General features: G+C 57.8%; 24 protein-coding genes and 1 pseudogene. 3 read left to right on the top strand and 22 right to left on the bottom strand.

Annotation, left to right across the window (positions count from 1 at the left end):
* Positions 1–12: 12 nt before the first annotated feature.
* From GST84_26645 to GST84_26630, 4 genes are all read right to left on the bottom strand, one after another.
* Positions 13–783, bottom strand: coding sequence for a hypothetical protein (locus GST84_26645; GenBank protein XGB15893.1), 771 nt, complete (start codon positions 781–783; stop codon positions 13–15).
* A gap of 119 nt (positions 784–902) precedes the next feature.
* A complete protein-coding gene (locus tag GST84_26640) occupies positions 903–1,118 on the bottom strand; it encodes a hypothetical protein (protein XGB15892.1) in 216 nt (71 codons plus the stop codon).
* Positions 1,119–1,157: 39 nt separating this feature from the next.
* Positions 1,158–3,170, bottom strand: a complete 2,013-nt coding sequence (locus tag GST84_26635) for an RNB domain-containing ribonuclease (protein XGB15891.1) — start codon at positions 3,168–3,170, stop codon at positions 1,158–1,160.
* Positions 3,171–3,231: 61 nt separating this feature from the next.
* Positions 3,232–4,032, bottom strand: coding sequence for a phosphoadenosine phosphosulfate reductase family protein (locus GST84_26630; GenBank protein ID XGB15890.1), 801 nt, complete (start codon positions 4,030–4,032; stop codon positions 3,232–3,234).
* 648 nt (positions 4,033–4,680) lie between these two features.
* On the opposite strand from GST84_26630, the gene GST84_26625 reads away from it, so the two are divergent.
* A complete protein-coding gene (locus GST84_26625) occupies positions 4,681–5,700 on the top strand; it encodes a hypothetical protein (GenBank protein ID XGB15889.1) in 1,020 nt (339 codons plus the stop codon).
* Positions 5,688–6,455, top strand: a complete 768-nt coding sequence (locus tag GST84_26620) for a hypothetical protein (GenBank protein XGB15888.1) — start codon at positions 5,688–5,690, stop codon at positions 6,453–6,455. The genes GST84_26625 and GST84_26620 overlap by 13 nt, the downstream gene beginning before the upstream one ends.
* Here GST84_26620 and GST84_26615 read toward each other — a convergent pair.
* From GST84_26615 to GST84_26530, 18 genes and pseudogenes are all read right to left on the bottom strand, one after another.
* Positions 6,450–6,926, bottom strand: a complete 477-nt coding sequence (locus tag GST84_26615) for a hypothetical protein (protein XGB15887.1) — start codon at positions 6,924–6,926, stop codon at positions 6,450–6,452. The genes GST84_26620 and GST84_26615 overlap by 6 nt on opposite strands.
* Before the next feature lie 5 nt (positions 6,927–6,931).
* Positions 6,932–7,240: a hypothetical protein gene (locus GST84_26610; protein ID XGB15886.1), complete on the bottom strand. Its 309-nt coding sequence runs from the start codon at positions 7,238–7,240 to the stop codon at positions 6,932–6,934.
* 17 nt (positions 7,241–7,257) lie between these two features.
* Positions 7,258–7,683, bottom strand: a complete 426-nt coding sequence (locus GST84_26605; protein ID XGB16081.1) for a hypothetical protein — start codon at positions 7,681–7,683, stop codon at positions 7,258–7,260.
* Positions 7,684–8,478: 795 nt separating this feature from the next.
* Positions 8,479–9,324 (bottom strand): hypothetical protein, encoded by an 846-nt coding sequence (locus tag GST84_26600; protein XGB15885.1) that lies wholly within the window; start codon positions 9,322–9,324, stop codon positions 8,479–8,481.
* 539 nt (positions 9,325–9,863) lie between these two features.
* A complete protein-coding gene (locus GST84_26595) occupies positions 9,864–10,271 on the bottom strand; it encodes a molecular chaperone DnaJ (protein ID XGB15884.1) in 408 nt (135 codons plus the stop codon).
* A gap of 1 nt (position 10,272) precedes the next feature.
* Positions 10,273–10,989, bottom strand: a complete 717-nt coding sequence (locus GST84_26590) for a hypothetical protein (GenBank protein ID XGB16080.1) — start codon at positions 10,987–10,989, stop codon at positions 10,273–10,275.
* Between the two features lie 130 nt (positions 10,990–11,119).
* Positions 11,120–11,272, bottom strand: coding sequence for a hypothetical protein (locus GST84_26585; protein ID XGB15883.1), 153 nt, complete (start codon positions 11,270–11,272; stop codon positions 11,120–11,122).
* 88 nt (positions 11,273–11,360) lie between these two features.
* Positions 11,361–11,684 (bottom strand): hypothetical protein, encoded by a 324-nt coding sequence (locus GST84_26580; GenBank protein XGB16079.1) that lies wholly within the window; start codon positions 11,682–11,684, stop codon positions 11,361–11,363.
* 276 nt (positions 11,685–11,960) lie between these two features.
* Positions 11,961–12,119, bottom strand: a complete 159-nt coding sequence (locus GST84_26575; GenBank protein XGB15882.1) for a hypothetical protein — start codon at positions 12,117–12,119, stop codon at positions 11,961–11,963.
* A gap of 267 nt (positions 12,120–12,386) precedes the next feature.
* Positions 12,387–12,638, bottom strand: a pseudogene (locus GST84_26570) (sugar O-acetyltransferase).
* Positions 12,639–12,660: 22 nt separating this feature from the next.
* Positions 12,661–12,894: a hypothetical protein gene (locus GST84_26565; GenBank protein XGB15881.1), complete on the bottom strand. Its 234-nt coding sequence runs from the start codon at positions 12,892–12,894 to the stop codon at positions 12,661–12,663.
* A 198-nt stretch (positions 12,895–13,092) separates the two neighbouring features.
* Positions 13,093–13,737: a hypothetical protein gene (locus GST84_26560; protein XGB15880.1), complete on the bottom strand. Its 645-nt coding sequence runs from the start codon at positions 13,735–13,737 to the stop codon at positions 13,093–13,095.
* Between the two features lie 370 nt (positions 13,738–14,107).
* A complete protein-coding gene (locus tag GST84_26555; protein XGB16078.1) occupies positions 14,108–15,031 on the bottom strand; it encodes a DNA cytosine methyltransferase in 924 nt (307 codons plus the stop codon).
* A gap of 132 nt (positions 15,032–15,163) precedes the next feature.
* Complete coding sequence (locus tag GST84_26550; protein XGB15879.1) at positions 15,164–15,313, bottom strand: hypothetical protein; 150 nt, start codon at positions 15,311–15,313, stop codon at positions 15,164–15,166.
* A 70-nt stretch (positions 15,314–15,383) separates the two neighbouring features.
* Positions 15,384–15,725: a hypothetical protein gene (locus GST84_26545; GenBank protein XGB15878.1), complete on the bottom strand. Its 342-nt coding sequence runs from the start codon at positions 15,723–15,725 to the stop codon at positions 15,384–15,386.
* 187 nt (positions 15,726–15,912) lie between these two features.
* Positions 15,913–17,460, bottom strand: coding sequence for a DNA cytosine methyltransferase (locus GST84_26540; GenBank protein XGB15877.1), 1,548 nt, complete (start codon positions 17,458–17,460; stop codon positions 15,913–15,915).
* A gap of 277 nt (positions 17,461–17,737) precedes the next feature.
* On the bottom strand, positions 17,738–18,055 hold the full coding sequence (locus tag GST84_26535) for a hypothetical protein (protein XGB15876.1): 318 nt from the start codon (positions 18,053–18,055) through the stop codon (positions 17,738–17,740).
* Positions 18,056–18,698: 643 nt separating this feature from the next.
* Entirely contained in the window at positions 18,699–19,661 is a 963-nt protein-coding gene (locus tag GST84_26530; protein XGB16077.1) for a transcriptional regulator, read from the bottom strand.
* Positions 19,662–20,370: 709 nt separating this feature from the next.
* Between GST84_26530 and GST84_26525 the strand changes: the two genes are divergently transcribed.
* Positions 20,371–21,249: a hypothetical protein gene (locus GST84_26525; protein XGB16076.1), complete on the top strand. Its 879-nt coding sequence runs from the start codon at positions 20,371–20,373 to the stop codon at positions 21,247–21,249.
* Positions 21,250–21,264 lie beyond the last annotated feature (15 nt).

Raw genomic sequence — 21,264 nt, 5'->3', positions numbered from 1 at the left:
ATAAGTCATCGATCAATCATCGTCTTTGGCAAGGCCGTAGGTGCTTTGCGCAGGCCCGGGACCGCCGGTAAGGTCGTACAGCTCCTCGACTGTGTAGATGTTGCCGTTATCGCCGAACAGCACATCATTGTCACGGTTGAGCGAAGCTGCAGTGCCCGGCTTCAGCCGGCGGCACCACAGCGCGATGTCTCGGATGAAGAAGCCCGCTGAGATGACTGCAAAAACCAAGAATGTGAACAGCACGCCCTTCGTCACGAGCGCAAGCGCTCCAACGCCTAGGAACGCCAAAAGCCCTTTCGGCACGATGTGGTCAGGGTCTCGCAGATGGCTCAGGCTGCAGCCGAAGGACAACATCACCAGGGCCGCGGCGATCGCTACGCCCACATCTGCTTCAGCGCTTTTTTCGATGGTTCCCCAGATTCCCGCTGCCACGGAGCCTGCAATTGCGGCCAGGTGACGAACCAGCGCCAGCGGGGTGCGACGAATCCTATCCTCGATAGCCCAGAGGGCGCGTGTGGGCGCCATCATCTGGGGTGCCCTGACCATGCCAGCCAGCGCATCCACGGCGGCCTCCATTTTGCGTACAGTCGACGGAGTCACCACCGCCATGGCCGCGAGATCCTGGATCAGCTGCACACAACGTTTGAACTCTGGGGTTGCCTGCTTGATCGAGCCTGGGTTGAGGTCGGCAAGGTCAATACTGCCAGCATACAAACCAAGGTAACCAGCAATCAGGGGCTCGGCTCGTGCCACCTGCTGCTCAACAATTTTGTACAGATTCATCGTTCGTCCATTCGTATGCCCATGCTGCCTCCAGGCTACAGCAACATCTGAGAGTGCAATCGCAACAACCAGACTAGTTCTGTTCGATGCCTGGTATTGTCAACACCTGGTGCTTGCTCCTATTTCAGTACTTTGTTCAGACCGTCACGCAGGCACCGAGCCTGATCTGCGTAACGCTCGGAACGTTCCAGGACCTGACCGCTCGCATTCGTGGTTTGCCAAACGCTGTCCCCAGTGTCCATCTCGTCAACTAGTAGCTCAAGTAGTTGGCTGCTGTCGATCTGCACACTGTAGGTCAGCTCGAACCCCTCCAGTTCTTTCTGTTCAGTGCTCATTTGCTTAGCTCCCTCACGGCGGTCAACTGGGCGCTTCAATCAGCTCGCTATTTTCACTTGCCCAAGGATCTCGGCAGCAGCTAGCTCTTTCGCGACCTTCTTACCTCCAGCCACTGTCTTGGCCGAAAGCACATTTCCATCTACGACGATTCGCGCCTCGCATTCGAACTGCGGAGGAGCAATGCTCAGCTGGGTGAAGACGTAACTGGGCTCCGCCAGCCTGTTTTTTTGTGCCATCTCATTTAGCTGCACGACCGGGTTTGAGCTGCTCACGGAAGTCGCCTCACGTGACTTGGCCAGTCGCTTCAATAGGATGGCCGAAGCAGCTGCTTCAGCGGCCTTCTTGGTTGCACACTCTGGTGAGGTAGCACTTTCGACGTCGCTACCCTTCGGGTGTACAGTCGCGGTGGCTGTGAAGCTTGCAGCATTTGACGGTCCACTCATCGCGACATGCAAATGAGGAGCAGCCCATCCCTGCTTCCGGCAAAGCTCAATTAGCGCACCTTTGTAGTCAGTAGCGCGGGTCGCTGGAGAGCTTGATGTCTGCGTCGGAGCCTCAGGGCTAAGGCTGTTTGTTGGCAAACTCAGATGACGACACAAAATCTCGACCATGGCTTTCTGCTTTGCTACACGCTTCTCGCGGTGCACACCAACTCCCTGAAGACGCCGCCCACTTGCCGAGACAGCAACCACACACTTAAAGCCTCCGTTTACACCGTGCACCGTTTCATCGAGTCCCTCAAAAACTTGAGTCTGGATTCCGTTCATGATGATCCTGACTACGTTGTGAGGGTGCTGGCACATCCAGTTCGAGAAAGCCGCCCCAAGATCTTCGGTGATTGCTTCCTTGGGGATTTGAATCGCAAGTCGATCGACGATGGCGTCCGCAATCGTGTTGTTGTTGAGTCTTCGTATCAATTCAGCCGCTACAGCTTCAGGCAAATGACCGGCGTCTTTCGCGAGCTTCACGGCAGCGCTGAGTACGTTGTCCTCCATGTTGGCCAGGTTCCCACTCGCCACCAAGCGCTGAGCTTTCCGCGCCAGCACCTCCTTGTGGTAGTCGACAGTGGATTCGGATCGCTCTCGCAGCGTTTTGTTGATCGAAGCCGAGATTGTAAGCAGATCTGCTTGCGAATATGGCAGCGGGCAATTGTCGAGATACGCCCGAATCTGGCGAATGTTCACCAAGTCGGCATACCGACGAAGCGGAGAGGTGCCATGGAGGTACAGCGTTAGGCCAAGACCGTAATGCCCACGCGCCACGCCATCGTAAACTGCACGCTCTATGAGAGCCCCTAACTGCGCCCCCACAGAGGATGCGGTCACAAGCCCCTCTTTCAACCACTGCTCGACTGTGTTGGCCAGGTCCAGTGCATGCGGAGCAGATACCCGACTCGCGTGGTTACGGTATACCGCGGGCAGCCCATTCTCAGCCATGAAGAGCGCTATTTGTGAATTCGTCAGAATCATGAATTCTTGCACGATGATGTGCCCGACCATCTGATCCAACGACTCGTATTGGCGAAGATTGCCCTCCTCATCCGAGAGCATGAGCTTGCGAATATCGTAAAGGGCAAGCGCTCCTTTCGATCGGCGGCGCTGCAGCAGCAGCGTCGAAACCCTACTGAGGAGCTCCACCATTTCACGCAAAGGGCTTTGAGTGCTTCGGGCTATCTCCGGAATGGCCTCATATGTGAGACGGGTGTTGACGGTGATAACCTGGCAGCTAGGTTCAAAACCGACGACCTCAAGCGAGCTATTGAGCGTGATTGTAAAAACCATCGCTTGCCGTGGTTGCCCCGCGACAAGGCTACTTTGATCTGCGCCGATGTGCCGTGGCAGCATTGTTTGCACTGCACGATCTCGGGCATAGATCGAGGCGGCCCGCTCAAACGCCAACTTATCGTCATGAGAGCCGACCCCAACCTTCGCAGAAGGATCGGCGATGGCAACTGATATGATGTACAGATCGCCGCTCTGGGTGATCGATATCGCGTCGTCGATATCAAGCGTTTTCTGGGAATCGATGGTCACGAAGAATGGTGAAGTCACGGTGGATCCTTGGCCTATCAAGCTGTGTGTGGATTCTACACTGGAAGCAGTCAGAGGGCGGTCATGCCGCCAACTCAACAAGTGGGATTCGATTCATGTGCATCGTGTAGCCCGTGCGCCGCTCAAGAGCGACGTACTGCTCGAAAAGCTCAGGGTGATGGACACGCCCGTTACGCAAGTCAGGCTTGGACGCCATCACGCAGAAAATGCAGCTCAATCGATCATTACCGAGGGCATAGGCGTGATGAGGACGCTGCCCCGCTGCAGCGATGGCACCGAAGACCTCATCCGTGCGCATGTCATGTACTGGCAACCACTCGAACCAGGTCAACACAGAGTTGCTGATCCCCATCCGGCTGAAAACTACCCGCTTCGCTCGCCCTGGCGACTCTTGAGCGCGCAGGCCAAGGCAGTTGACGATCGTTTTGAAGCCATTGGCCTTTGCATAGCGCCTGACCTCACGTTGGATGGGTCCTCGTTTCAAGTCGCTCGTGCATTGGCGAGTAGACGCAGATGGCCAGCTCGGTACCTCGGGGCGAATCTCGAACCGACGCTCTACCATTTCCAGCAGCGTCTTCGAGGCTGTGGCAACAATGAAAGGAAGGCCTGCAGCGGCGGCTTGATCACGGGCCAGCTCCATCGCCCCCGGCCACTCCATCGGGCCCAGCGATGCATGGACAACCACCAGCTGGCTAGCCGGAACGCGCTCCAGGAGACGGATCAGTTGCACCTGCGAATCCTTACCGCCCGAATGGTTGGCCACAAACAGCGCACCACTGGCGATCAACTGGTCAAGCTCGGCTTTTGTGGAGTCACGGGTTTCATCCCCGAAAAGCAAGCCCTGCTGCTGAAAACGATCCATTTCCTGCTGGCCTCATTGATAGACGTCAATGAGAAGAGATTAAACTATAGAACAACTATTTTCAATTGAAATATTGTCCTATAGGACAACATTTTTCTGCGGTCGCGGGTGTGGTTCTGCCGTCTCAGCCGCAGTCTTGACCAGAAGCTCGTCAACCGCCCTGGCCAGGTCGGCCTCAGCTTGCTGGAGCGCCAGAAACATTTCTGCGCTGGCAGCTGTATCGTCGTGCGCATACTTCAAATGTGCTGCACGTGCGGCCCTGAAGCGGATGATCGCATCCAGGGTGCTCTGATCCAAGTGTAAGCTGAGAGGTAGCTTCAGTTCGCTGGTGTTTGGCCTAGCCATTTTCCTTGCTCCATTTCCTCGGTGAAAAACCTGACCTTCCCCCTCTGATCCAACGGTGTCGATCAGACGGTTCCGTTATGGATGTAGGAAAAGTCAGCAGACCACCTGACGGCGCTTGAACTGCTTGTGTGCACTTCACACTGTGCAGTGCACAGCGCATACTCTGGCTGGGGCTTTTTCTAACCCACTATAAATGGCACATTTCCGTTTAACCCCAGTAAACATTGGATTGTAAACCACTTTTTTGACTTGTAAACCACTGTGGTTTACAGTGAAAAAAAGTAGTTAACACGAGGCCGGCTCATGCCGAATTTACAAGACGAAGCTAAGGCCTACATTGAGTCCGTTTTAGGTGTGGCAGCGCAGATGACTCCGGTGCCACTCCGAGTCCCCTATACCATCCGGGACAGCTACAAGACCTACGAGTTGAGCGTACCTATGGGGAACAGTTCGGCGTTCAACATGATGCTGCTGGTCTCCCGTGATGATATTGAGTACCCAGGCATCGTGAAGCTGCAGAAGCACATCGAGATGGTGCGCAACGTCACCAACCAGGTAGTAGTGTACGTCTGCTGGTCCTTGTCGACTCAAGACCGCCGCAGCCTGATCATGCACCAGGTCAATTTCATCCAGCCCAGCTTCCAGATGTTCATACCTGAGATGGCGCTGGACCTGCGTGAAAGCTTCCGTCAGCGGCGAGAGCAGAGCGAGGTAGCCGCCCTCCTCCCCGCGGCCCAAGCCATGCTTCTCTCGTGCCTATATTCCGGGATACCCGACGAAACCTACTTCACTACGAACGCTTTGCTGGGGGACCTGGGCTACAGTCGCGTGACCCTCTCGAAGGCAGTGGATCAGCTGGTATCGCTGGGGGTGATTAGCCCTGCGAAAAGCGAGCTGCATTGGAAGACCTACGCCTTCAACGGGTCGCCTGCAGAGGTGTTCCAGAAGGCCAAGAAGCACCTGCGGTCCCCCGTCAAAAAGAGAATTGGTATTACCCGAAATGCTATCCCCATGGCCCCGGGAGTATTCATCGCGGGGGAAACTGCCCTGGCCAAGTACACGATGCTGGCGGAGCCTAAGCAGGCCGTATGGGGGATGAGCAAGAAAGTGTTCAATGACATGCTGGCGCTTGATGCGTTTGAGGTAGTCGAGTCGGTGGACTCGATCGAGGAGTGGGTGGAGATCTGGGGGTATCCGTCGCTCACCGAAACGCAGTATATGGCAGACACAGCGTCGCTGTTTCTGAGCCTGGAAGACAACCCCGACGAACGCATTCAGATTGCGTTGGATGAACTCAAGGAGCAGGTACATTGGTTAGCGTGAAAGGTTTAGATATTTTTGGCCGGCACTTTCGCGATTTCCGCGATAGCTACGTCCTAATCGGTGGCGTTGCCTCTGCTCTGGCGATGGAAGACGCGGGAGAGAGCTTCAGGGCCACGAAAGACCTAGACATCGTGCTCGTGATTGAGGCTCTGGACTCCCATTTTGTTAACAGGTTCTGGGAGTTCATAAAGGCCGGCGGCTATGAGATCAAACAAAGAGGGGGTGACAGGCCGGTCTTCTACAGATTCCAGAATCCCGCCGACGAAACCTACCCGGTAATGATCGAACTATTCTCTCGTGCACCGGATGGCCTTGAGCATGAGGAAAACGCAACGCTGACCCCAATCCCCACAGATGAGTCGGTTTCGAGTTTGAGCGCTATCCTGCTCGATGAAGACTATTACACCCTGTTGCGTTCCGGCCGCCATCAGAGCGAGGAGCTGACATACATCAGCGCTGATCGTCTTATCCCCTTCAAAGCTAAGGCCTGGCTCGACTTGTCTCAGCGCAAGGCAAACGGTGAAGCAGTTGACTCGAAGAACGTCAGGAAGCATCGGAACGATGTCCTGGCCCTGGCGGGCCTGCTGACTGGCGAGGTGATTGAGTTGCCCGCAAGCATTACTGCAGACATGGCGCTATTCCTTGAGCGCCTGGCGGTCGAAGAGATCGACTTCAAAGCGCTCAAGATTCGGGGTGACCTCAAGACCATCATCGGCCGAATTGCAGAATCCTTCGGCCTTCAGCCGACCTCATAACGCCGGCAATTCCTCAAAGCCTTTCCCAGCGCCCGGCCCCAGTTCGGGCGCAGCGAAAGCGACGACCGCGTTGATGAACTCCTTCCACTGGTCAAGTGTGAAGCGCATCGGTTCTAACAGCTGGCCGGTTTCTGTCCAGAGCCCGCAGCTATCCAGCTCCAAAAATTCTCCATGCTCAACGCTCCACCAGGATCCGGTCATCGAGGTGCCCCAATCGAGGCGCCCAGCGAAGAATGGCATGTTGAACATCAACAAGAACCAGAGGTGCCCGTCTTTGGTAGTAACGTACTCCCGCATCGTTCGATTGCCCAGCGCAGCGCAGACCTCTACAGCTTTGGCAGCGAACAGCTCGTCAGCACTGGGTGAATCCGTAGTGAACCCGAAAACGTGCTCCGCGAGATATCCCAGGCGGCTTACAGACGTGTGAGCCATCTGAAGAAAGCTCCGCTCAAGCAGTTGCGAGTAATCCATGTTGCTTACCTCGTATGAGCCCGCATTCGCTGGGCATGCGCCAGCAGCTCTGGGCAGATGACCCGCCACACAGGTGCGTCTTCAAAACCAGCAGGTTCAACCCTGCCAGTGTCTTCAAACTTTCCGGATGCCAGGTGCAGATCCAAGACCTGATCGGGCAGTTGCCAGGCGTGGATACACACCTCATCGACCGCCAACTCGGCCTCCACGAGGTTTGTTGTGAGCACGCCCCAGTGCTCACCATCCTCGTAGAGCAGCTCCAGGGCTAGCCGCCCGTTTGGGTACAGCCGTGGCCGCAATTTCGACAGCTGCATGATGCTCTCCCCCGGGGCTATTTGACCGTTGCTGTCTCGGTGACCACAAACGGGACCACGCTGCCCAACGTAACACCGGCCAGGCCTTGTTTGCCGTCTTCACCGATCACATAGCCCTTCAGCTCTCGCTGATCAGCTCCGTCGCAGGACAGTGTGGCGGTAGAAGTCTCATGCTTGAGCTGGCGGCTGTTCCATTTCAGAGGAATGCCCAGGGCGCATTCATTTCCGGCCAGGACCTGAGACATTTCATATTCCACTTTGCCAAACCCTCCAGCCCGGTACTCGGTTGGCAGAACCGAGCCGAGCGCAGGATCACCGAGGTGATACAGCTTGACGTAGAGGGTCGAGCCAGTCGGAATGGTGACATTGATCTTTTTGTCATTGCACCCTGCCAGCGACAGAGCGACACAACCGAGCACAGCAATCTTTCGAAGTGGTGACATGCTTTTTCCAGTGAGTGTATGAACGTTCGAACCTGTGTAGCTGATCAAGCTCACGACAGAGCAGGTGCACAGCCCGGCGAATCTTCGGGGTTGTTGGGGAGTAGCTGGTAAGGACCGTTGCCAGTCGACTGGGCCGAGGGCGACGCTGAGTCTTCTTCCGTACCGTAGTACGTGGCATGCGCAGCTGAATTACATTTTGGGCAGGGAATGTCGCCTCCATGGAGAAGAGCACCTCCAGGCTCATCGCAGCTATCCTCATCCCAGAGAAAACCGTCGACGCACTGCGCATCGGGATAGGCCGCACCGAAATGCCTGCCTTGGTAATCACACCCTAGAGCTTCGTCACTTGCCATACACACCCCCAGACACAAGCAAATTGATACATAACACGTACGTATAACTGATGTTACCACAGCCTGAGGACAGATCAGTATAAGAGCTACAGCTGAAGAATGATCGGATAGCATGCGTTGAGGAAGGGATTTGATGATATGCCGGAAATGCTGAGAGGGTCGGCGGGCAAGCCGGTTGCTTGAGATTCTGATCAGTCATGAGAGTCATGACCAATGAGCAGAAAAGGAGACCCCAAAAATGTAGGAAAACGCGACCAATCCCAAGAGGACTGACCGCGCTCAACGAAACAGACTTGCGTCCTCAGAAATCGCAATGTCTGATTTTTCGAAGCGGCTGTCAATCCTCTCGCATCTTTTCGACCTTAGCGAGGCTACTCGACAGCACTGTGTTGACTGTCACTCCCAGGATTTTCCGGCGCTTCGTGGTTCTGCAGGCTCCTGGTTACATGCCCTGCGTGTGACCAAATGCAAGGAAGCGCTCGCAGGACTCTGGCGACGAATCTCCGAGGTGCCACAAAGAACCTTGCGTAGCGAGGTAGGCCGATGTCTCCTCCTCCGCCAGGACAGCAAAGGCGGTCGTCGAGATGAAGAAGCCATCGCATTTGCCGCTCATGACAGCGTCTTGCAGCACGTCTCGATGACGCTCAATGAAGTCCAGGTTGAACTTGGTCAGAACAGCCTTTGCAAGCTCCTTGGTAGGAACGCTCACAGCTTTCCCGACAGGAACCAAATCGTCCAGATTGAGAGCGATGACCCCGCCATTGTTGAACGGCGCCAGCTGCTTGGCTGCATGGCTAACACGCTTCTCAACTCCGCTCTCAGACCAGATCTTCTTACAAGCGATCGGATAGTCGCCCATGCCGAAGTCAACCAGGATATCGGGTTCTGCAGCTTTGGCTGCTAACCCTCGGCTCTTCAAGTCGGACAGCAGCACCAGCTCCCAGAGAGCGTCCTTCCCTTGGGAGGTGTTCCGATCATCCGGCTGCATGACGCTGCCGGCCATACGCTTGAGCGCCTCTTGAATTCCTGGCTCTTCAGGCAAGTTGGTGACCGCATCAGCCAGACGGTTCACGAACGCCGCTTCCCAGACCACCCGGTCATCTGGCTTCACTTGCTCTGCCCACGCTAGGCTCAGCTTGTCGGCCTGGCTAAGCAGTTGCGAAAGTGCGCTGCCGGACCGCAGCCTCACGTTGCGCTGCTCCAGCACATCCCGCACAAGCTGGGCCTTAGCAGCAATCTCTTCGTATGTATCTGTCCAAGCCTTGCTCACAACATCGACGGACTTCACTTCACAGCTCCTATGGAAATGACAGGTGGTTTCACTGGCATAATGGCTGCGATAGCTGATGCGCTGCTATCGCCACTGACAGAATGGGTGTTCGCCCTGCAACACTCTGCCAGAGCGGTTAACAACCCGCACCTTCAATAGGAGGAAGAACGAATCTGCCCGGCAGGCTGGCCAGATGGGTTGAGGGGATCTGAAGCGCCCCCAAAAACTGCTTGGCCGAGCTGGACCTCTTTAAAACCAGGATGCTCCAGGTTGACCGTCAAGCTGCTCTCAGTGAAATCCTTCCCAACGTACTTCTGCGCCCAGGATCGGCGCTGTGACGGCGATCTGGTCGCACAAGCACGCACGTGGCGGCTAAGCCATGCGTTGCAAAGCCTCTGCATGTCACGCTTGAAGTCGGATGAAAGTCGATAAGCTGCACCACAGTGCGAACAAAGAGCGCTGCCGGTGTTCTGTGTCATGGGTTGAGTCCGTGTCTCAGACGTTTTTTCGCTTGGGCGGTGAAAGTGCCTGTTATTAGGCTGGCAACGTGACGCGCATCATGGCTGCCGCGAGTTGCGAGCACTGAAGTAGTAGGCCAACACCACCCCTATCAAAGGGCCAGAAAAAGCGAGTAATTCAGTAAAGTATTTGCTCTCAGTAGCAGCGCCCAAGAAAACACCAAACAGTAGGATGAACACGACCGCCAGGCCCATAAACAGTGGCAAGCGTTTGTTGAACCGTTCAGTCAGTGGCTCTGCATGACCAATGCCCCCGCAGGTCCCACAAGGTAATCCTACATGGCCCCCTTTCAGCTCATTGGCCTTCACGCAGGCAGCGCAGGATGCGCCTTCAACGGCACGATTGCAGGTGCCCGTGCGGTCACAGTGAGAGCAAGGGTAGAGATTCGATTTTACTTCCATTCTGCCTCTCCTGGCGAAGGGGGTAATTTTTTTGGTGATAGGCATCCTAACGCAACATTGCCCGTACGGCACGAGTTCGCGAGGACTCAAACGGGTTGTCCGGCGGCGCTTGCCGCAATTCCTTAGCCGACAGGCTGATTTGCTTGATGCGGGAGCGCAGCCAGTTTGCATCTGCCGTGTAGATGGCACCGGGATTGTTGGCCAGCAGGGCACGCAGTTTATCGCCCAACTCGGCGTTGATCACCACACGTCCCAGCAGGTGGAAGTCGTGATGGTGCAGGGTTGCACAATCCTCAGCACTCATTGCCGCTAGGTTGGATGGGATGCCCGCGCAGAACTGGTCGGTCTGAAATATCCGCTTTGCATGCGCCAGCATCTCACCGGCAGACAGCTCCCCACACTGCAGGGGAATGATCACACGAGCGCCGGCCGTGATCCACGTGCGAACTCGCTCTGCGTGCACAGCCCACAAGTCGAGGGTTGCCGACTGGTCACCGATGACATCCGGTGCCACGATACTCAGCGCCCCGGGGTAGTCCGTCCGCCCCAGCACGCATTCGTAGGCGAAAAACACTTTCTCCCAGCTCACGAGCTCGCCTTTCTGAAATGCAGAAAAGGCCCCCGAGTCAATGAACACGGCGCCGCCTGCATCCAAATGACGTGGAAGCGTCCGAAGGAGTTTAAGGGTGTCGAGCAGTGTGGCAACAACACCTACTGGGACGCCCTCATCAACGGCAGCCCTCAGGTCCTGAGTGCTGGACATCCCCGAGTAATAAGCAACGTTCCAGGTCAACGGCATGATCTTCCTACCCCTGCTGCGCACGCGAAATCCGCGCCGCTTCCACGGCATCGACCCAGCTCTATGGCTGGGGATGCGTGCTTCAGGAGCTGACCTAGATCTGTACCGCAGACTGGAAGTACACGTTGAGGAGCTTGGCGGACGCCTTGCTGATGGCGTCGCTGTAGGTGGATGCGATCACCTCGACGGTGATGGTATTACCCTGGTTGCCATGGTAGGTAACTCGCCAATTCGGCTGCTGGTCCATGTTGGATCCTGTGTGTGCTGGCGCTGATTATCAGGCCTCGACCCACGCCCTGGTCATGCTTCACGCCCGGGCGCAGAGAGGAGCTCACTCACTGAACAGAGAGAGCGGCCATGGCTTCGAGCAGGGCGCTTTTAACCTCGTCGGTGTCACCCTCCTCCGACACGAAGGCAACGCTGTCCAGCTTCGAGTAGGCCTGCTGCATCGCAGCCAGCGCTTTGGGAGCGGAGGTCACGGCACGAGTGCAGGTATCGGCAAGGAGACGCTCTTGGTCTGGGTCGGCAGCCCGCACGGTGAGGTGCAGAATGTAATCCACGTCGGCCAGGTCCATACTCGGCACTTCGGCATGGCTGTAGAGCTTGGAATCGCTGACGCTCGCACGCTCGGCCGCCGGGAAATTGATCTGCAGCGCCATCGGGCCCTTACCGGCCTCCAGCGAGCTGGCCTGAAGCTGTTCAGCCAGCTGCAGGCCTTCCCACGCCCCACGCACCCACTCGACGGCGTAGCGACCATTACGGTTGCGCTCGATCAGCATGTAGAAGGTGTTGTCATTGGCCGAGTGGCCAAAGCGCTCGACGGCGATCTTCTTGATGCCCTGCTCAAAACCTGCACGCTTGTGCTCAAGCGTCTCCCGCGGATAAACCTGTTCCATCACTATCACCTGTTCTATCTGGGTGGGGCCTGAAGCGCCTTACGCGCCCTTCACTTCCGTGAAATTCCACTCCACGTGCTCGAAGGCAGCCTGCTTGGCTTCGTATTCGACTTCATCCTGGGTGGCGTTGTCTTCGACCTCGAACTCCACATCGGAGCCCTGAACGTCAGTCTTGATGGACCCTTTGAAGGTACGCATTGATTTGTCCTGGTAGATGACTACGGAGAAAAGATTAAACCATAGGACAATTTATGGCAACCATAAGTTGTCCTATACGATAACTTTTTCTGCTGAATCATCGAAACCAGCGGAACCACGGCGGCGGGCAGCGCCCGGCATGGCTTAAAGCTGGGCGATCGAGGGGCAAGTGAGTAAAGGGCATGGGGGACGACTGCCTGGCTCAGCCATCAGGACGCGACTGGGCGCCCACAGGAAGGCTATCCCAGCATGGGAAACCCTCTCCTCTCAAGCTTCTTCAGGAACAACGAGCCACTTCTTGAAGCGTGCCGGCGAACCCGCATAAAGCGCATTCGGCACAACATCCTCGGTGACCACGCTGTTGGCGGCAACCACGCTATTGTGCCCAATGCTGACACCCGGCAGCACCACACACCCTGCGCCAATCCAGGCGTTGTCGCTTACCGTGATCGGTGCTGTGAAGTCGTTGCTCTTGCGCCGCTCTGGATGAACGTCGTGGCTGGTGGTGCACAGTCGCACCTACGACAGAACGAGGCGGTCCTCAATCCAAACCGCGCAGTCTGGCGAGCCCATAATCATCGCGCAGGATCCGCAGCTGCTCTTTGTCCATTTCGTCTAGGGCCGAGCAGTTTGCATCAGTTAGCCCCTGCCGCTTCAGCAGCGCAGCGGCATCGGCCCTGTCGTAGATGTAGCGAGAGAGATCCGCAGCGGCGAGGAGAATGCCAGTCTGCAGCTGAGTCGGTTTGTTGCGAGGTTTGCGCGGGGTGGCAGCCATTTCGAGGCTCTCCATCTTGATGAGTGGCCTGTGATCAGGAATCCGTAAATAGGCACATGTGCCTAGCATGCGAGTAGGCACATGTGCCTATTTTTGCATACCCACCTGACCCCAGTTCGGTCCGAAGACCATCACCAGTGGCCAGTGGGCAATACTGGGCTCTCGGTACCGCGAGAGATCAGTGATCAGCGGGCATGCTCATGCCTTGGCCAGTGCCTCGACCAGCAGCGCCTCAAACTCATCCACGGCCAGCGCATTCCAGCGGTCATCGACCAACTGCTCGTGGTACCACTTGAGTCCGGAGTAGGTAACCCGCACGCACACACCGCCCAGCATCACAAGCGGATGCTGGCGCACCGACGCTGGCAGGAACACGGGTGGGTGGTCGGCCACAGAAGCGCTGATCGCGAGGTTCTCCATCGCCTCACGCAAGGCAACGGCGCTGACCTTCTTGGCCTGCACCTTGGCGGACAGTGCAGCTCGCAGAGTCTCGACAGCGGAACAGGAGCCGCGGTCATCTCCATTGCAGCGCGCAACAAAGTCGTCAAGCCACAGCAGCGACTCTTCAACCTCGCCAGCACTGGCGGACGTTGGGATGGCATCACTGCCCTGGTGCTGAACAGCCTGTTCCTGTCCTTGTTCTGTGAGCCATGCCGCTACCTGGTCGGCGCTCATGATGGCCAGGGTTTCCGAGCATGCATCACAGCCCAGAACCAGCTCGCAGCGAATGTCGCCGGCGCGCAGGCGCCCGTGCTGAGCATCGCTGATGTTCTTGTTGTGCGTTTGCCAAGTCAGCGACTTGCCACCGCACTCCGGGCATTCGGTGATCTTTGTGATGGTCATGCTTTGCCTCCTGTAGGCGTGCGACCTCTGGCGGCAACTGCGCCAGCAGGTCATTGATGATTGTCTTTCTATCGGCGCGACCCAGCTCGGAGACTGGGCATAGCGTGCAGTGGTGCGGACGCCGGCGGTCTAAGCGCCCGGGAGGGGAGCATGATCGCGGGTAACCAGCAGACTGCTTACCTGAACAACCCAGACTGGCCAGCAGCCGCCATCGGCGACCTGCTGCCGGGCACGAGCTCGTGCGCGCATCTCGATGTCCTCGGTTGACTCGTCTCGCTCAACGTTCAAGCCGAAGGTGTGAGTGCCCTTGTAGCTGGCGCCCATACCCTGAGGGGATTACAGTAGGGCGGAGTACAAGTGTGCCCTACGGTCAGGCGGCCTTCATCAAGGCCTCGATGACGCGCTGGCCGGCCAGCGGCGGTACCGCGTTGCCGGCCATGTGCATGGTCAGCCGGTGATTGTCTGGGCGCAGGGTGTCAGCCGGGAACGACATCGCAGCCAGGGCCTCGCTTGCGCTGAGCATCCGCATCCGGTCACCGTCGACTAGGGCCCAGCGGTCCAGGGTGGTTATGGTGCCGATCGGCCGGTTGATGTCCCGGCCGGTGGTGCCTGAGCCCTTGCTGTAGTAGGGCATGATGAAGCGGTCGCCGAACCGCTGGCGGCCATTTCTCACCCGGTCAAGGGTGGCTTGAGCCCGGCCTGGTTTCTCGATCTGTGACCAGCGCCCGGCGTCGAAGTCGAGGAAGCTGGCGGCCGGCACATGCCGCTCGCTCGGCAGTTGCAGCATGAGCGGCGCCTTGCTGCGCGTCAGCACCATGAACAGGCGCACGCGGTGCTGCGGCACTCCGAGGTCGGCGCAGTCGACGATATGCGGCGCTGCCTGATACCCCAGCGCCTGTACCGCTTGCAGCCAGGCCGGGTAGAGCACCCAGTCGGTGAACTCCGGCACGTTCTCGATCACTGCCGCCTGAGGCCGGTGGAACTCCAAAGCCGATACCGGCGCCCAGGCCGTCGAGCGCGATGCATCGTGTTCCGGGTTGCCCGACTTCTTACCTCGTGCCTTGGCGTGGCCCTGGCAACAGGGCGAGGCGAGCAGGATGTCGTGCGCTGGCACCTGCTCCCAGCGCGCTTGGTGCAGATCCTGGCAGACGTGCTGCGTATCGGGGTGGTTGGCGCTGTGCCATTCAACGGCCACCGGCCAGTGATTTGCCGCCCAGAGAACCTGGACGCCTGCGGCGCGCGCGCCGGTGCTCCATCCGCCGAGGCCGGCGAACAGGTCGATTGCTGTGGTCATGGTGATTTCCGTGTCAGGCAGCTTTGGGGATTCGGTCTTGTAGAAGTAGCTCATGGATTTCTCCATTCATGCGGCGCCCTCCGTGGCCGGATGCGGCTGAAGTGGTTGGTTATCTCTTCGTGTAGGTCTGCGTCAGCGCGCCATTGACCACATGCCCTCGGCGTAGCGGCCAGTAGCGAAGCGCAGAGTGGTCGCCGCCGCCAGGCAGTCGCTGCATAGATCTGGATCTGCGTGAATGAAGTAACCGGGCTTGTCCGGGTTGGCCACACAGCGCCCAAGCATGTGAGGTGGCTCATGCGTGCACTGATCAGTGAGAAGCCCTGAACGCTGTCCAGGGCCTCAAGCGGCTGCCTTACCGGCCAAACACCTGGTCAAGCACTGGCCGCGACTCGCTGATCGCAGTGCCCAGCTCGTCGACGGTCGTAGCGCTGGTCAGACGCTCCTCGACAGCAGAAAGCTCGTTCAGCAGCTCATCGTTGCCGCCTTCCTTGTAGAGCGTGTGCTGCAAGCCTTCGAAGGTGCGCTTCACCTCGCGGTGCGTGTCCTGGAAGTTGCTTTGACTGTTGGAGATGGTTGCCTGAGACCAGCTGGTAAGCGGGTTGTGGCGAGCCTCCAACTTGCCGGCACCGAACATGCGGTCATAGGAACCCTGCACGAAGCCTTCGATCAGAAGGCCGTTGTTTCTGTCATCCATTTTTCTACATCTCATCGTGATGACGTGATCTTCACGTCGTAGTGATGACGCCAGGCGCACCCGGCATCGGTTTTGCCGATCATTGGCAGCACTGTATCGGCGGTCTCTAAAGGGTCTTCAGCACGCTGTGCACCGGCTGAGCTGGCGCCTAGGCCGCGGTTACACCGGAGCCGTGGGCCGACCATGATCATTGTGCCGCCAGCTGAGATACGCTCAGGCCTACTGCGACTGGCCGCACCCAGATGGGCATGCTGCTCAGCATGAAAGTCTCCCCTTGAGCGGCCAGCAGCAACGTAGTGCCCATCACATGACCGATGGCTTTCGCTGCCTTCGGGGGAACTGCGTTGCCGATTCGTTCGCGCCAGGCCTGGTCGCTCAACCCGTCCAATTCCAGTTGCTCCTCTGGCTCGACAAGGCTCTGGATCGCCGCCAGCTCCAAGGTCGTGAAGGGCCGGTGCCAGGTACCGTCGAGGGATTCGATGATGCAGGTGAGCTTCTCGTCAGCGCCTGGAAGCTGGGTATCGGCAACGTGCCACCGGCCGTCGTCATGCTGACCGCCCGCGGCGCCCTGCAACGGCACCACGCCGTAGTGCCCGCCAGGCAGGTAGGGTTCGCCATTTGTGCGCATCTTGGCCGCTCGGGGATCAGCGACACTGAATGTGCCTTGCCCTGGGCTCTTGACGCCAATGATGGCGCCGCTGGTGTCTTGCCACCGGCGAACACCGTACTGCTGATACTGCAGGGCGCCGGCCCGGGCTCGCGGGTCAGCCACCGAGAACGCCCCGTTTGTTGGGTTCGATCGTCCAGCCACCGTGCCCATACTTTCGTTCCAGCCATGCACCCCCATGTATCCCGCTCGATATCCAGGGACGATGACCAGGTCACGCAGATACCCATCTTGGATCGCCAGGTTGTTGAGGCTGCGCCAGTCTTTCCCCGCCTCGACCAAAGCCAGGCGGACCCAGGTTTTCCATTGCAGAGCTGGCACTCGGTGCATTGGTCCGGCTCGCTCGATGTCGCCGGCAAGAGGCATGCGGCTGAGGATTTCGCCTACAGAGCGCAGGCTCTTCTTCTCAGGCTCGTACAGGAACGGCGGGACCTTCTCGACATGGCGAGCTACCAACAGAAATCGCTTGCGGCTTTGAGCCAAGCCGCCGATCACCCCGCAGTCATGGGTGGTTTCGGCGACAGCGTACCCATAGTGGCTTAGCAGGGCGCCGATCTGGTCCAGCAGGTGCCGGCCGCGGTTGGCCAGACGCGGGACGTTCTCGAATACCAGCATCGGCACAGGATCGTCGCGCCATGTCTCCGCCATCAGCCAGATGCAACGCAGGGTGAGCTCGTTCAAGGCCTGGTACTTGGGGGTCGCACTCATCTTCTCCGACAGCAGTCCGCTGGCGCCCTTGCACGGGGAGCTGATGAAGACGGTATCGGGCCGGCGGTTCTGTGCTGCACGGCGGATGTCTTCTGTGGTTGCTTCCCTCCATCCGGCTGGCGGTTCCTTGCCGTGGAACCTGATGTACTGCTCGCGGGTGAAGAGATCCAACTGCGTGCCCTCCACACCGGTCAAACGCTTGAAGTCGGCAAGGCCGGCCGGATCAACGTCGACGCCGCCCAGGCACTCCCATTCAGCCTGCATGTTGCCGACGATGGGCTTCGCCTCGTTGAAGCCTTTGGCACCACCGCCCAAGCCGCAACAGAAGTGGAAGTGAGTGAGGATTTTTTTGATCAGCATGCAGCCGTCCTAGAAGAGTTGTGTGGCGCTCGCCAGGTGGATTGGAGCGCCCCTGGCCTGCTTACTTACTGGATACAGAAATTAAACTATAGGACAACATTTATCAACGATTAATTAAACTATACGACAATTTAATTTTTGCCCCATGGGCGACAACCTAGGTCGCCGTACCTTCAGAAGGGCCAAAAAAACTCCGGCCAAACATGGCCGGAGTGGGTGTAGCGTTAATCGGCCGGGCAGCGTGCCGGACCAAAGTGCGGTGCATGCCAACCGATCGCTAAAAGGGTGGGTTCCGCAGGTAGTCGCAGTACTGCGCGTCCAGCAGCGCAGATGGTGAAGGCTCGATCGCAATCAAGGTCCATTCCCCATCGACAAACCGTCCCTCTTCGCCATAGTGGAGCCCGGACAACGAGTAGCTTCGCTCGATCGTCGCCCAGTCCTCGGGGTACTGTGCTTTGAAGGCCTCCTGGAAGGACTTGTTGCCGTAGCTGCCCATGCTGGTAACGACTTCAGAGAACTTCTCGTCTCGGTCGGTGATCAGCTCGATCGACCTGGCCATCAGTTTGGGTGAATCCTGTTCGTTGGGTGTGCGCATCAATGATCTCCGTTGCTGACTTCTGTCAGTAGCAGGATTGAGTAGGTGCGAGGCCGACAGCGCCATCGCGTTCACTGGTCAACTCGATATGGGGAACACCCGCAGATAACGAAGCCCAGACCAGCAAGGCACACTGAACAAGAGGGGGATCCCCAGTGCCGAGCAAAGGCCGGCTATAGCGCTGGCCCCTATTCTTCTCGATCAAGATCAGGCGTTCTGTATGTTTTCCACTGCAGCACCGTGTATCGACCGAGTTTCACCTTCGTCTCGGTAACCACCTGGCCAAAGGCGTAACTACCTGTCTCTGTCACCCAGACCTTAATCAAGTTCTGCCCAATTCAAGCGCCGAAGAGCCGCTGCAGCAGCGTTCGCCGGGGTGGTGCTTCTGGGAGTTGGGGTTTGTTCATGGCCACCTCTGTTGTGCTAGTTGTCCCGATGGCGCCGATATGTGCCATCGCTAGTGTTTGTTGCGGAACCGCCATTTCCAACCTGTAAACACTGGGCTGGCGCCATTCGAAATGTGCCATCGTTAGTTTCTGGTGATCCGCGTGGCACATTTGGTCGAGTCGCCAAAGTGCCACCTGCACGATAGGAGTACATTTGTACTCCTAGCGCCAGCAGCTGATCTCAGGCACCAGATCACTCAAAGGAACACCGTTGGAGCATGTTCCTTGGCCTTCCCCCTTCTCTGCCGCGGGGAGCCCTTTCTCTGTTCGGTCTTGCGCCCGTTCCCAGGACTGTTCAGGTTCACCCCGTAGAGCTCACACAAGCTTGCGAGCTGCTCAGCCGGTATCAAGCGGTGCGTGTTGCTCAGTCGCAGCAAAATGGCCTTGGGAGTGCGCCTGTGAGCCGTAGCCAGAACGTCGATCGCCGAGCCGTCACGGTAGCTCGCAACGAGCCGCTGATCTTCCTCGTCTGTCCATTTGCTGCCTTGGGCGGTCGACTCAGCGCCAGTACTGCTAGGCGCAGGTGCCTGTTGCTGTTGCTGTTGCTGCACCTGCTCAGTTGCCCGGGCTGGCGCCGACGGCGTCAGCGCAGGTACCGCAGGAAGCTCCGAATCAAGGACCGTTGAAAGCATGGCCAACCACCTGGTGCGATCAGTGTCGCGAGAGTGGTGGAAACCAACGCTGCCGATCACCACCATCGGGTTCACATTCAACGCTGCTGCGATCTGCCAGGCGTGGTAGTTGTCCAGGAGGTCCTTGCCGGTACGCCAGCGGGAGAACTGGGTCTGGCTGACACCGAGAAACTCGGCAGCCGAGACGTCTCCGTGGAACCCTTTGACCACCTTCAGCTGGTCAAGCCAGTTAGCAGCGGTCTTGACCAACTTCACATGCGGACTATTCGTCTGGTTCGAGAACGGCGTCGACCGCTTGGCTCGCTGGGATAACGAGGCGGCGCCGGCGGCGGCGGCCAGGCGCAGGTGTGCGGTGAGCGGTACGCGCTCATCGCCGCACTCGATGCCGGCTTCATCCAAGCCCGCAGACAGATTGATCAGGATCGCGATGGATCGATTCGTCATCTCATCTTGTTTGGCCATGCCCCCTCCCCTGGATCCGCTGAGGATCGCTACATGAGGCCCTGGGATACCGAGGGCCGCCTTCAGACCTACATCATAATGGCAAATCTAATTCACCACACGTACCTATACGTCGCGTGAGGTGATTTCTTTTATAGGTGATTGCCGGCCTGTAGTGCGTGGTCCGTCTGTGTGTTTGGTCTAGTCACACACACAGAACGCAGCTTACAATCTCCCATGGCGCCCAGCAGACGCCAGCTACCCGTCATCGCGAAGCTGCACGAGCAGCACTGCCAGCTACTCAAGATTCGGACCATAACTTTGGCCCTGATGCATAGCGGTGGACGGGTGACGCAGCAACAAGTAGGGCCGGAGAGATATCGTGGCAACCGAACACACTCGACCTACCACCGTTGCGCGTATCAAGCGCGTAGCTAAATTAATCAAGCAAGAGAAGAGCATTCCTCATCATGCTGCCCTTGATAAAGCTGCGCAAAAGGCTGGCTTCCAGAACCTCCGGCATGCCCAGTCAGTTTTAGGTACCGCACAGAAACTGCACCAGGCTTTTGTCTCTTTCTACTGGAAAGAACACGGCGAGAGCCCAGAACCCTTCAAACGTGGACCTGAACTTCGATCGGGGCGGACCACCCTGTCATTCCTGCTGCCGCTTCCCCTGAAAGACATCGTCCCAGGAAGCGCCCTAGAAAGGACAGCCTACCTATACGGTTTTCGATTGGAAGCCCCTGACCATCTGGAGCTCAGGGGGGATGCTTATAGCGAGCACGAAGGTCTGAGGATGGCGCAACAAGCCGCACGCGCTCTAAATTTCATAGCTGCGACAGGTTTCCGAGCCCCATTTGCGAACGAAACCTATGGCACAAGCCTGAATCTCTCAAAGAAAGCGGATCACAAGTCTACCTGGTACGACGATGAGTCGAAGTGCATTGTCATTCTGGATGAGCCATATCCGCCTTTAACCCGTGAAGAGATCGACTGGGCTGAAGAGCACGAGTTTCATACAGTTGGGATTAAATGGCGAGGGGTCTACTCGGCCGGCAACGTCCCACGCCTCCACTCGGTCTCAGCCTGTCTAATTGCGCGTACGGCCATTAAGCTCCAGGCCCTCGAAGTCCGGTTACAAGCTGAGAAGTGGACATACAACACTGAGGCATACAACAGCCAATTCATCAGTCCAGCGAGAGCGCTCAGTGGAAAAAAGAAGCGTGCGAGGATAATGCCGCCCCCGCAAGGGATTGAGCAGGATGGAGCTGTGCCTTGTGGTCCCGGTGAGCCAGGATTTCACTCGCGATGGCGGCCGGCTCGCCGCATGGACCTGGATAAGCACATACAAGTCGGCCCTATCTTGGAGAATCTCCCGTTCTCAATGATATTTAACTCTGCGTCAGGGCTTCTCGATGTCCGCATGACCCTAAACAAATGGTTCGAGGAAGAGTACGAAGATGCAGAGCTTCCCGACAAGCAGATGCGCCAGGACTACTACTCACCTTCCCCTACCCCCATCAGAGGAGCAGCAGACGTCCTGGCAGAGCTAGCGGTAGTCAGGCAGACCGTTTCAGTCGGGTATCAAGACTGCAAACCCAAGAAAGACCTTCTTGACCGCCTAGATAGATCCGAGAAGTGGGTTCAACGGTTCGCTGCCCGTAGAAACCCATAGCCACCCCCGCTGCCT

It is taken from the genome of Pseudomonas putida (assembly GCA_041879295.1).
Classification (GTDB): Bacteria; Pseudomonadota; Gammaproteobacteria; order Pseudomonadales; family Pseudomonadaceae; genus Aquipseudomonas; species Aquipseudomonas putida_Y.
Note: the sequence above shows the minus strand (reverse complement) of the source record. Positions and strands in the feature narration are given on the sequence as shown.

Excerpts from the sequence above, each read along its gene's own strand:
- GST84_26580 (XGB16079.1), bottom strand. The coding sequence starts at position 11,684 with ATGGCGCTGCAGATCAATTTCCCGGCGGCCGAGCGTGCGAGCGTCAGC.
- GST84_26640 (XGB15892.1), bottom strand. The coding sequence starts at position 1,118 with ATGAGCACTGAACAGAAAGAACTGGAGGGGTTCGAGCTGACCTACAGT.
- GST84_26585 (XGB15883.1), bottom strand. The coding sequence starts at position 11,272 with ATGGACCAGCAGCCGAATTGGCGAGTTACCTACCATGGCAACCAGGGT.
- GST84_26560 (XGB15880.1), bottom strand. The coding sequence starts at position 13,737 with ATGACCATCACAAAGATCACCGAATGCCCGGAGTGCGGTGGCAAGTCG.
- GST84_26555 (XGB16078.1), bottom strand. The coding sequence starts at position 15,031 with ATGACCACAGCAATCGACCTGTTCGCCGGCCTCGGCGGATGGAGCACC.
- GST84_26525 (XGB16076.1), top strand. The coding sequence starts at position 20,371 with ATGGCGCAACAAGCCGCACGCGCTCTAAATTTCATAGCTGCGACAGGT.
- GST84_26545 (XGB15878.1), bottom strand. The coding sequence starts at position 15,725 with ATGGATGACAGAAACAACGGCCTTCTGATCGAAGGCTTCGTGCAGGGT.
- GST84_26595 (XGB15884.1), bottom strand. The coding sequence starts at position 10,271 with ATGCCTATCACCAAAAAAATTACCCCCTTCGCCAGGAGAGGCAGAATG.
- GST84_26590 (XGB16080.1), bottom strand. The coding sequence starts at position 10,989 with ATGTCCAGCACTCAGGACCTGAGGGCTGCCGTTGATGAGGGCGTCCCA.
- GST84_26575 (XGB15882.1), bottom strand. The coding sequence starts at position 12,119 with ATGCGTACCTTCAAAGGGTCCATCAAGACTGACGTTCAGGGCTCCGAT.
- GST84_26625 (XGB15889.1), top strand. The coding sequence starts at position 4,681 with ATGCCGAATTTACAAGACGAAGCTAAGGCCTACATTGAGTCCGTTTTA.
- GST84_26550 (XGB15879.1), bottom strand. The coding sequence starts at position 15,313 with ATGCTTGGGCGCTGTGTGGCCAACCCGGACAAGCCCGGTTACTTCATT.
- GST84_26615 (XGB15887.1), bottom strand. The coding sequence starts at position 6,926 with ATGGATTACTCGCAACTGCTTGAGCGGAGCTTTCTTCAGATGGCTCAC.
- GST84_26565 (XGB15881.1), bottom strand. The coding sequence starts at position 12,894 with ATGGCTGCCACCCCGCGCAAACCTCGCAACAAACCGACTCAGCTGCAG.
- GST84_26645 (XGB15893.1), bottom strand. The coding sequence starts at position 783 with ATGAATCTGTACAAAATTGTTGAGCAGCAGGTGGCACGAGCCGAGCCC.
- GST84_26540 (XGB15877.1), bottom strand. The coding sequence starts at position 17,460 with ATGCTGATCAAAAAAATCCTCACTCACTTCCACTTCTGTTGCGGCTTG.
- GST84_26605 (XGB16081.1), bottom strand. The coding sequence starts at position 7,683 with ATGTCACCACTTCGAAAGATTGCTGTGCTCGGTTGTGTCGCTCTGTCG.
- GST84_26535 (XGB15876.1), bottom strand. The coding sequence starts at position 18,055 with ATGCGCACACCCAACGAACAGGATTCACCCAAACTGATGGCCAGGTCG.
- GST84_26610 (XGB15886.1), bottom strand. The coding sequence starts at position 7,240 with ATGCAGCTGTCGAAATTGCGGCCACGGCTGTACCCAAACGGGCGGCTA.
- GST84_26630 (XGB15890.1), bottom strand. The coding sequence starts at position 4,032 with ATGGATCGTTTTCAGCAGCAGGGCTTGCTTTTCGGGGATGAAACCCGT.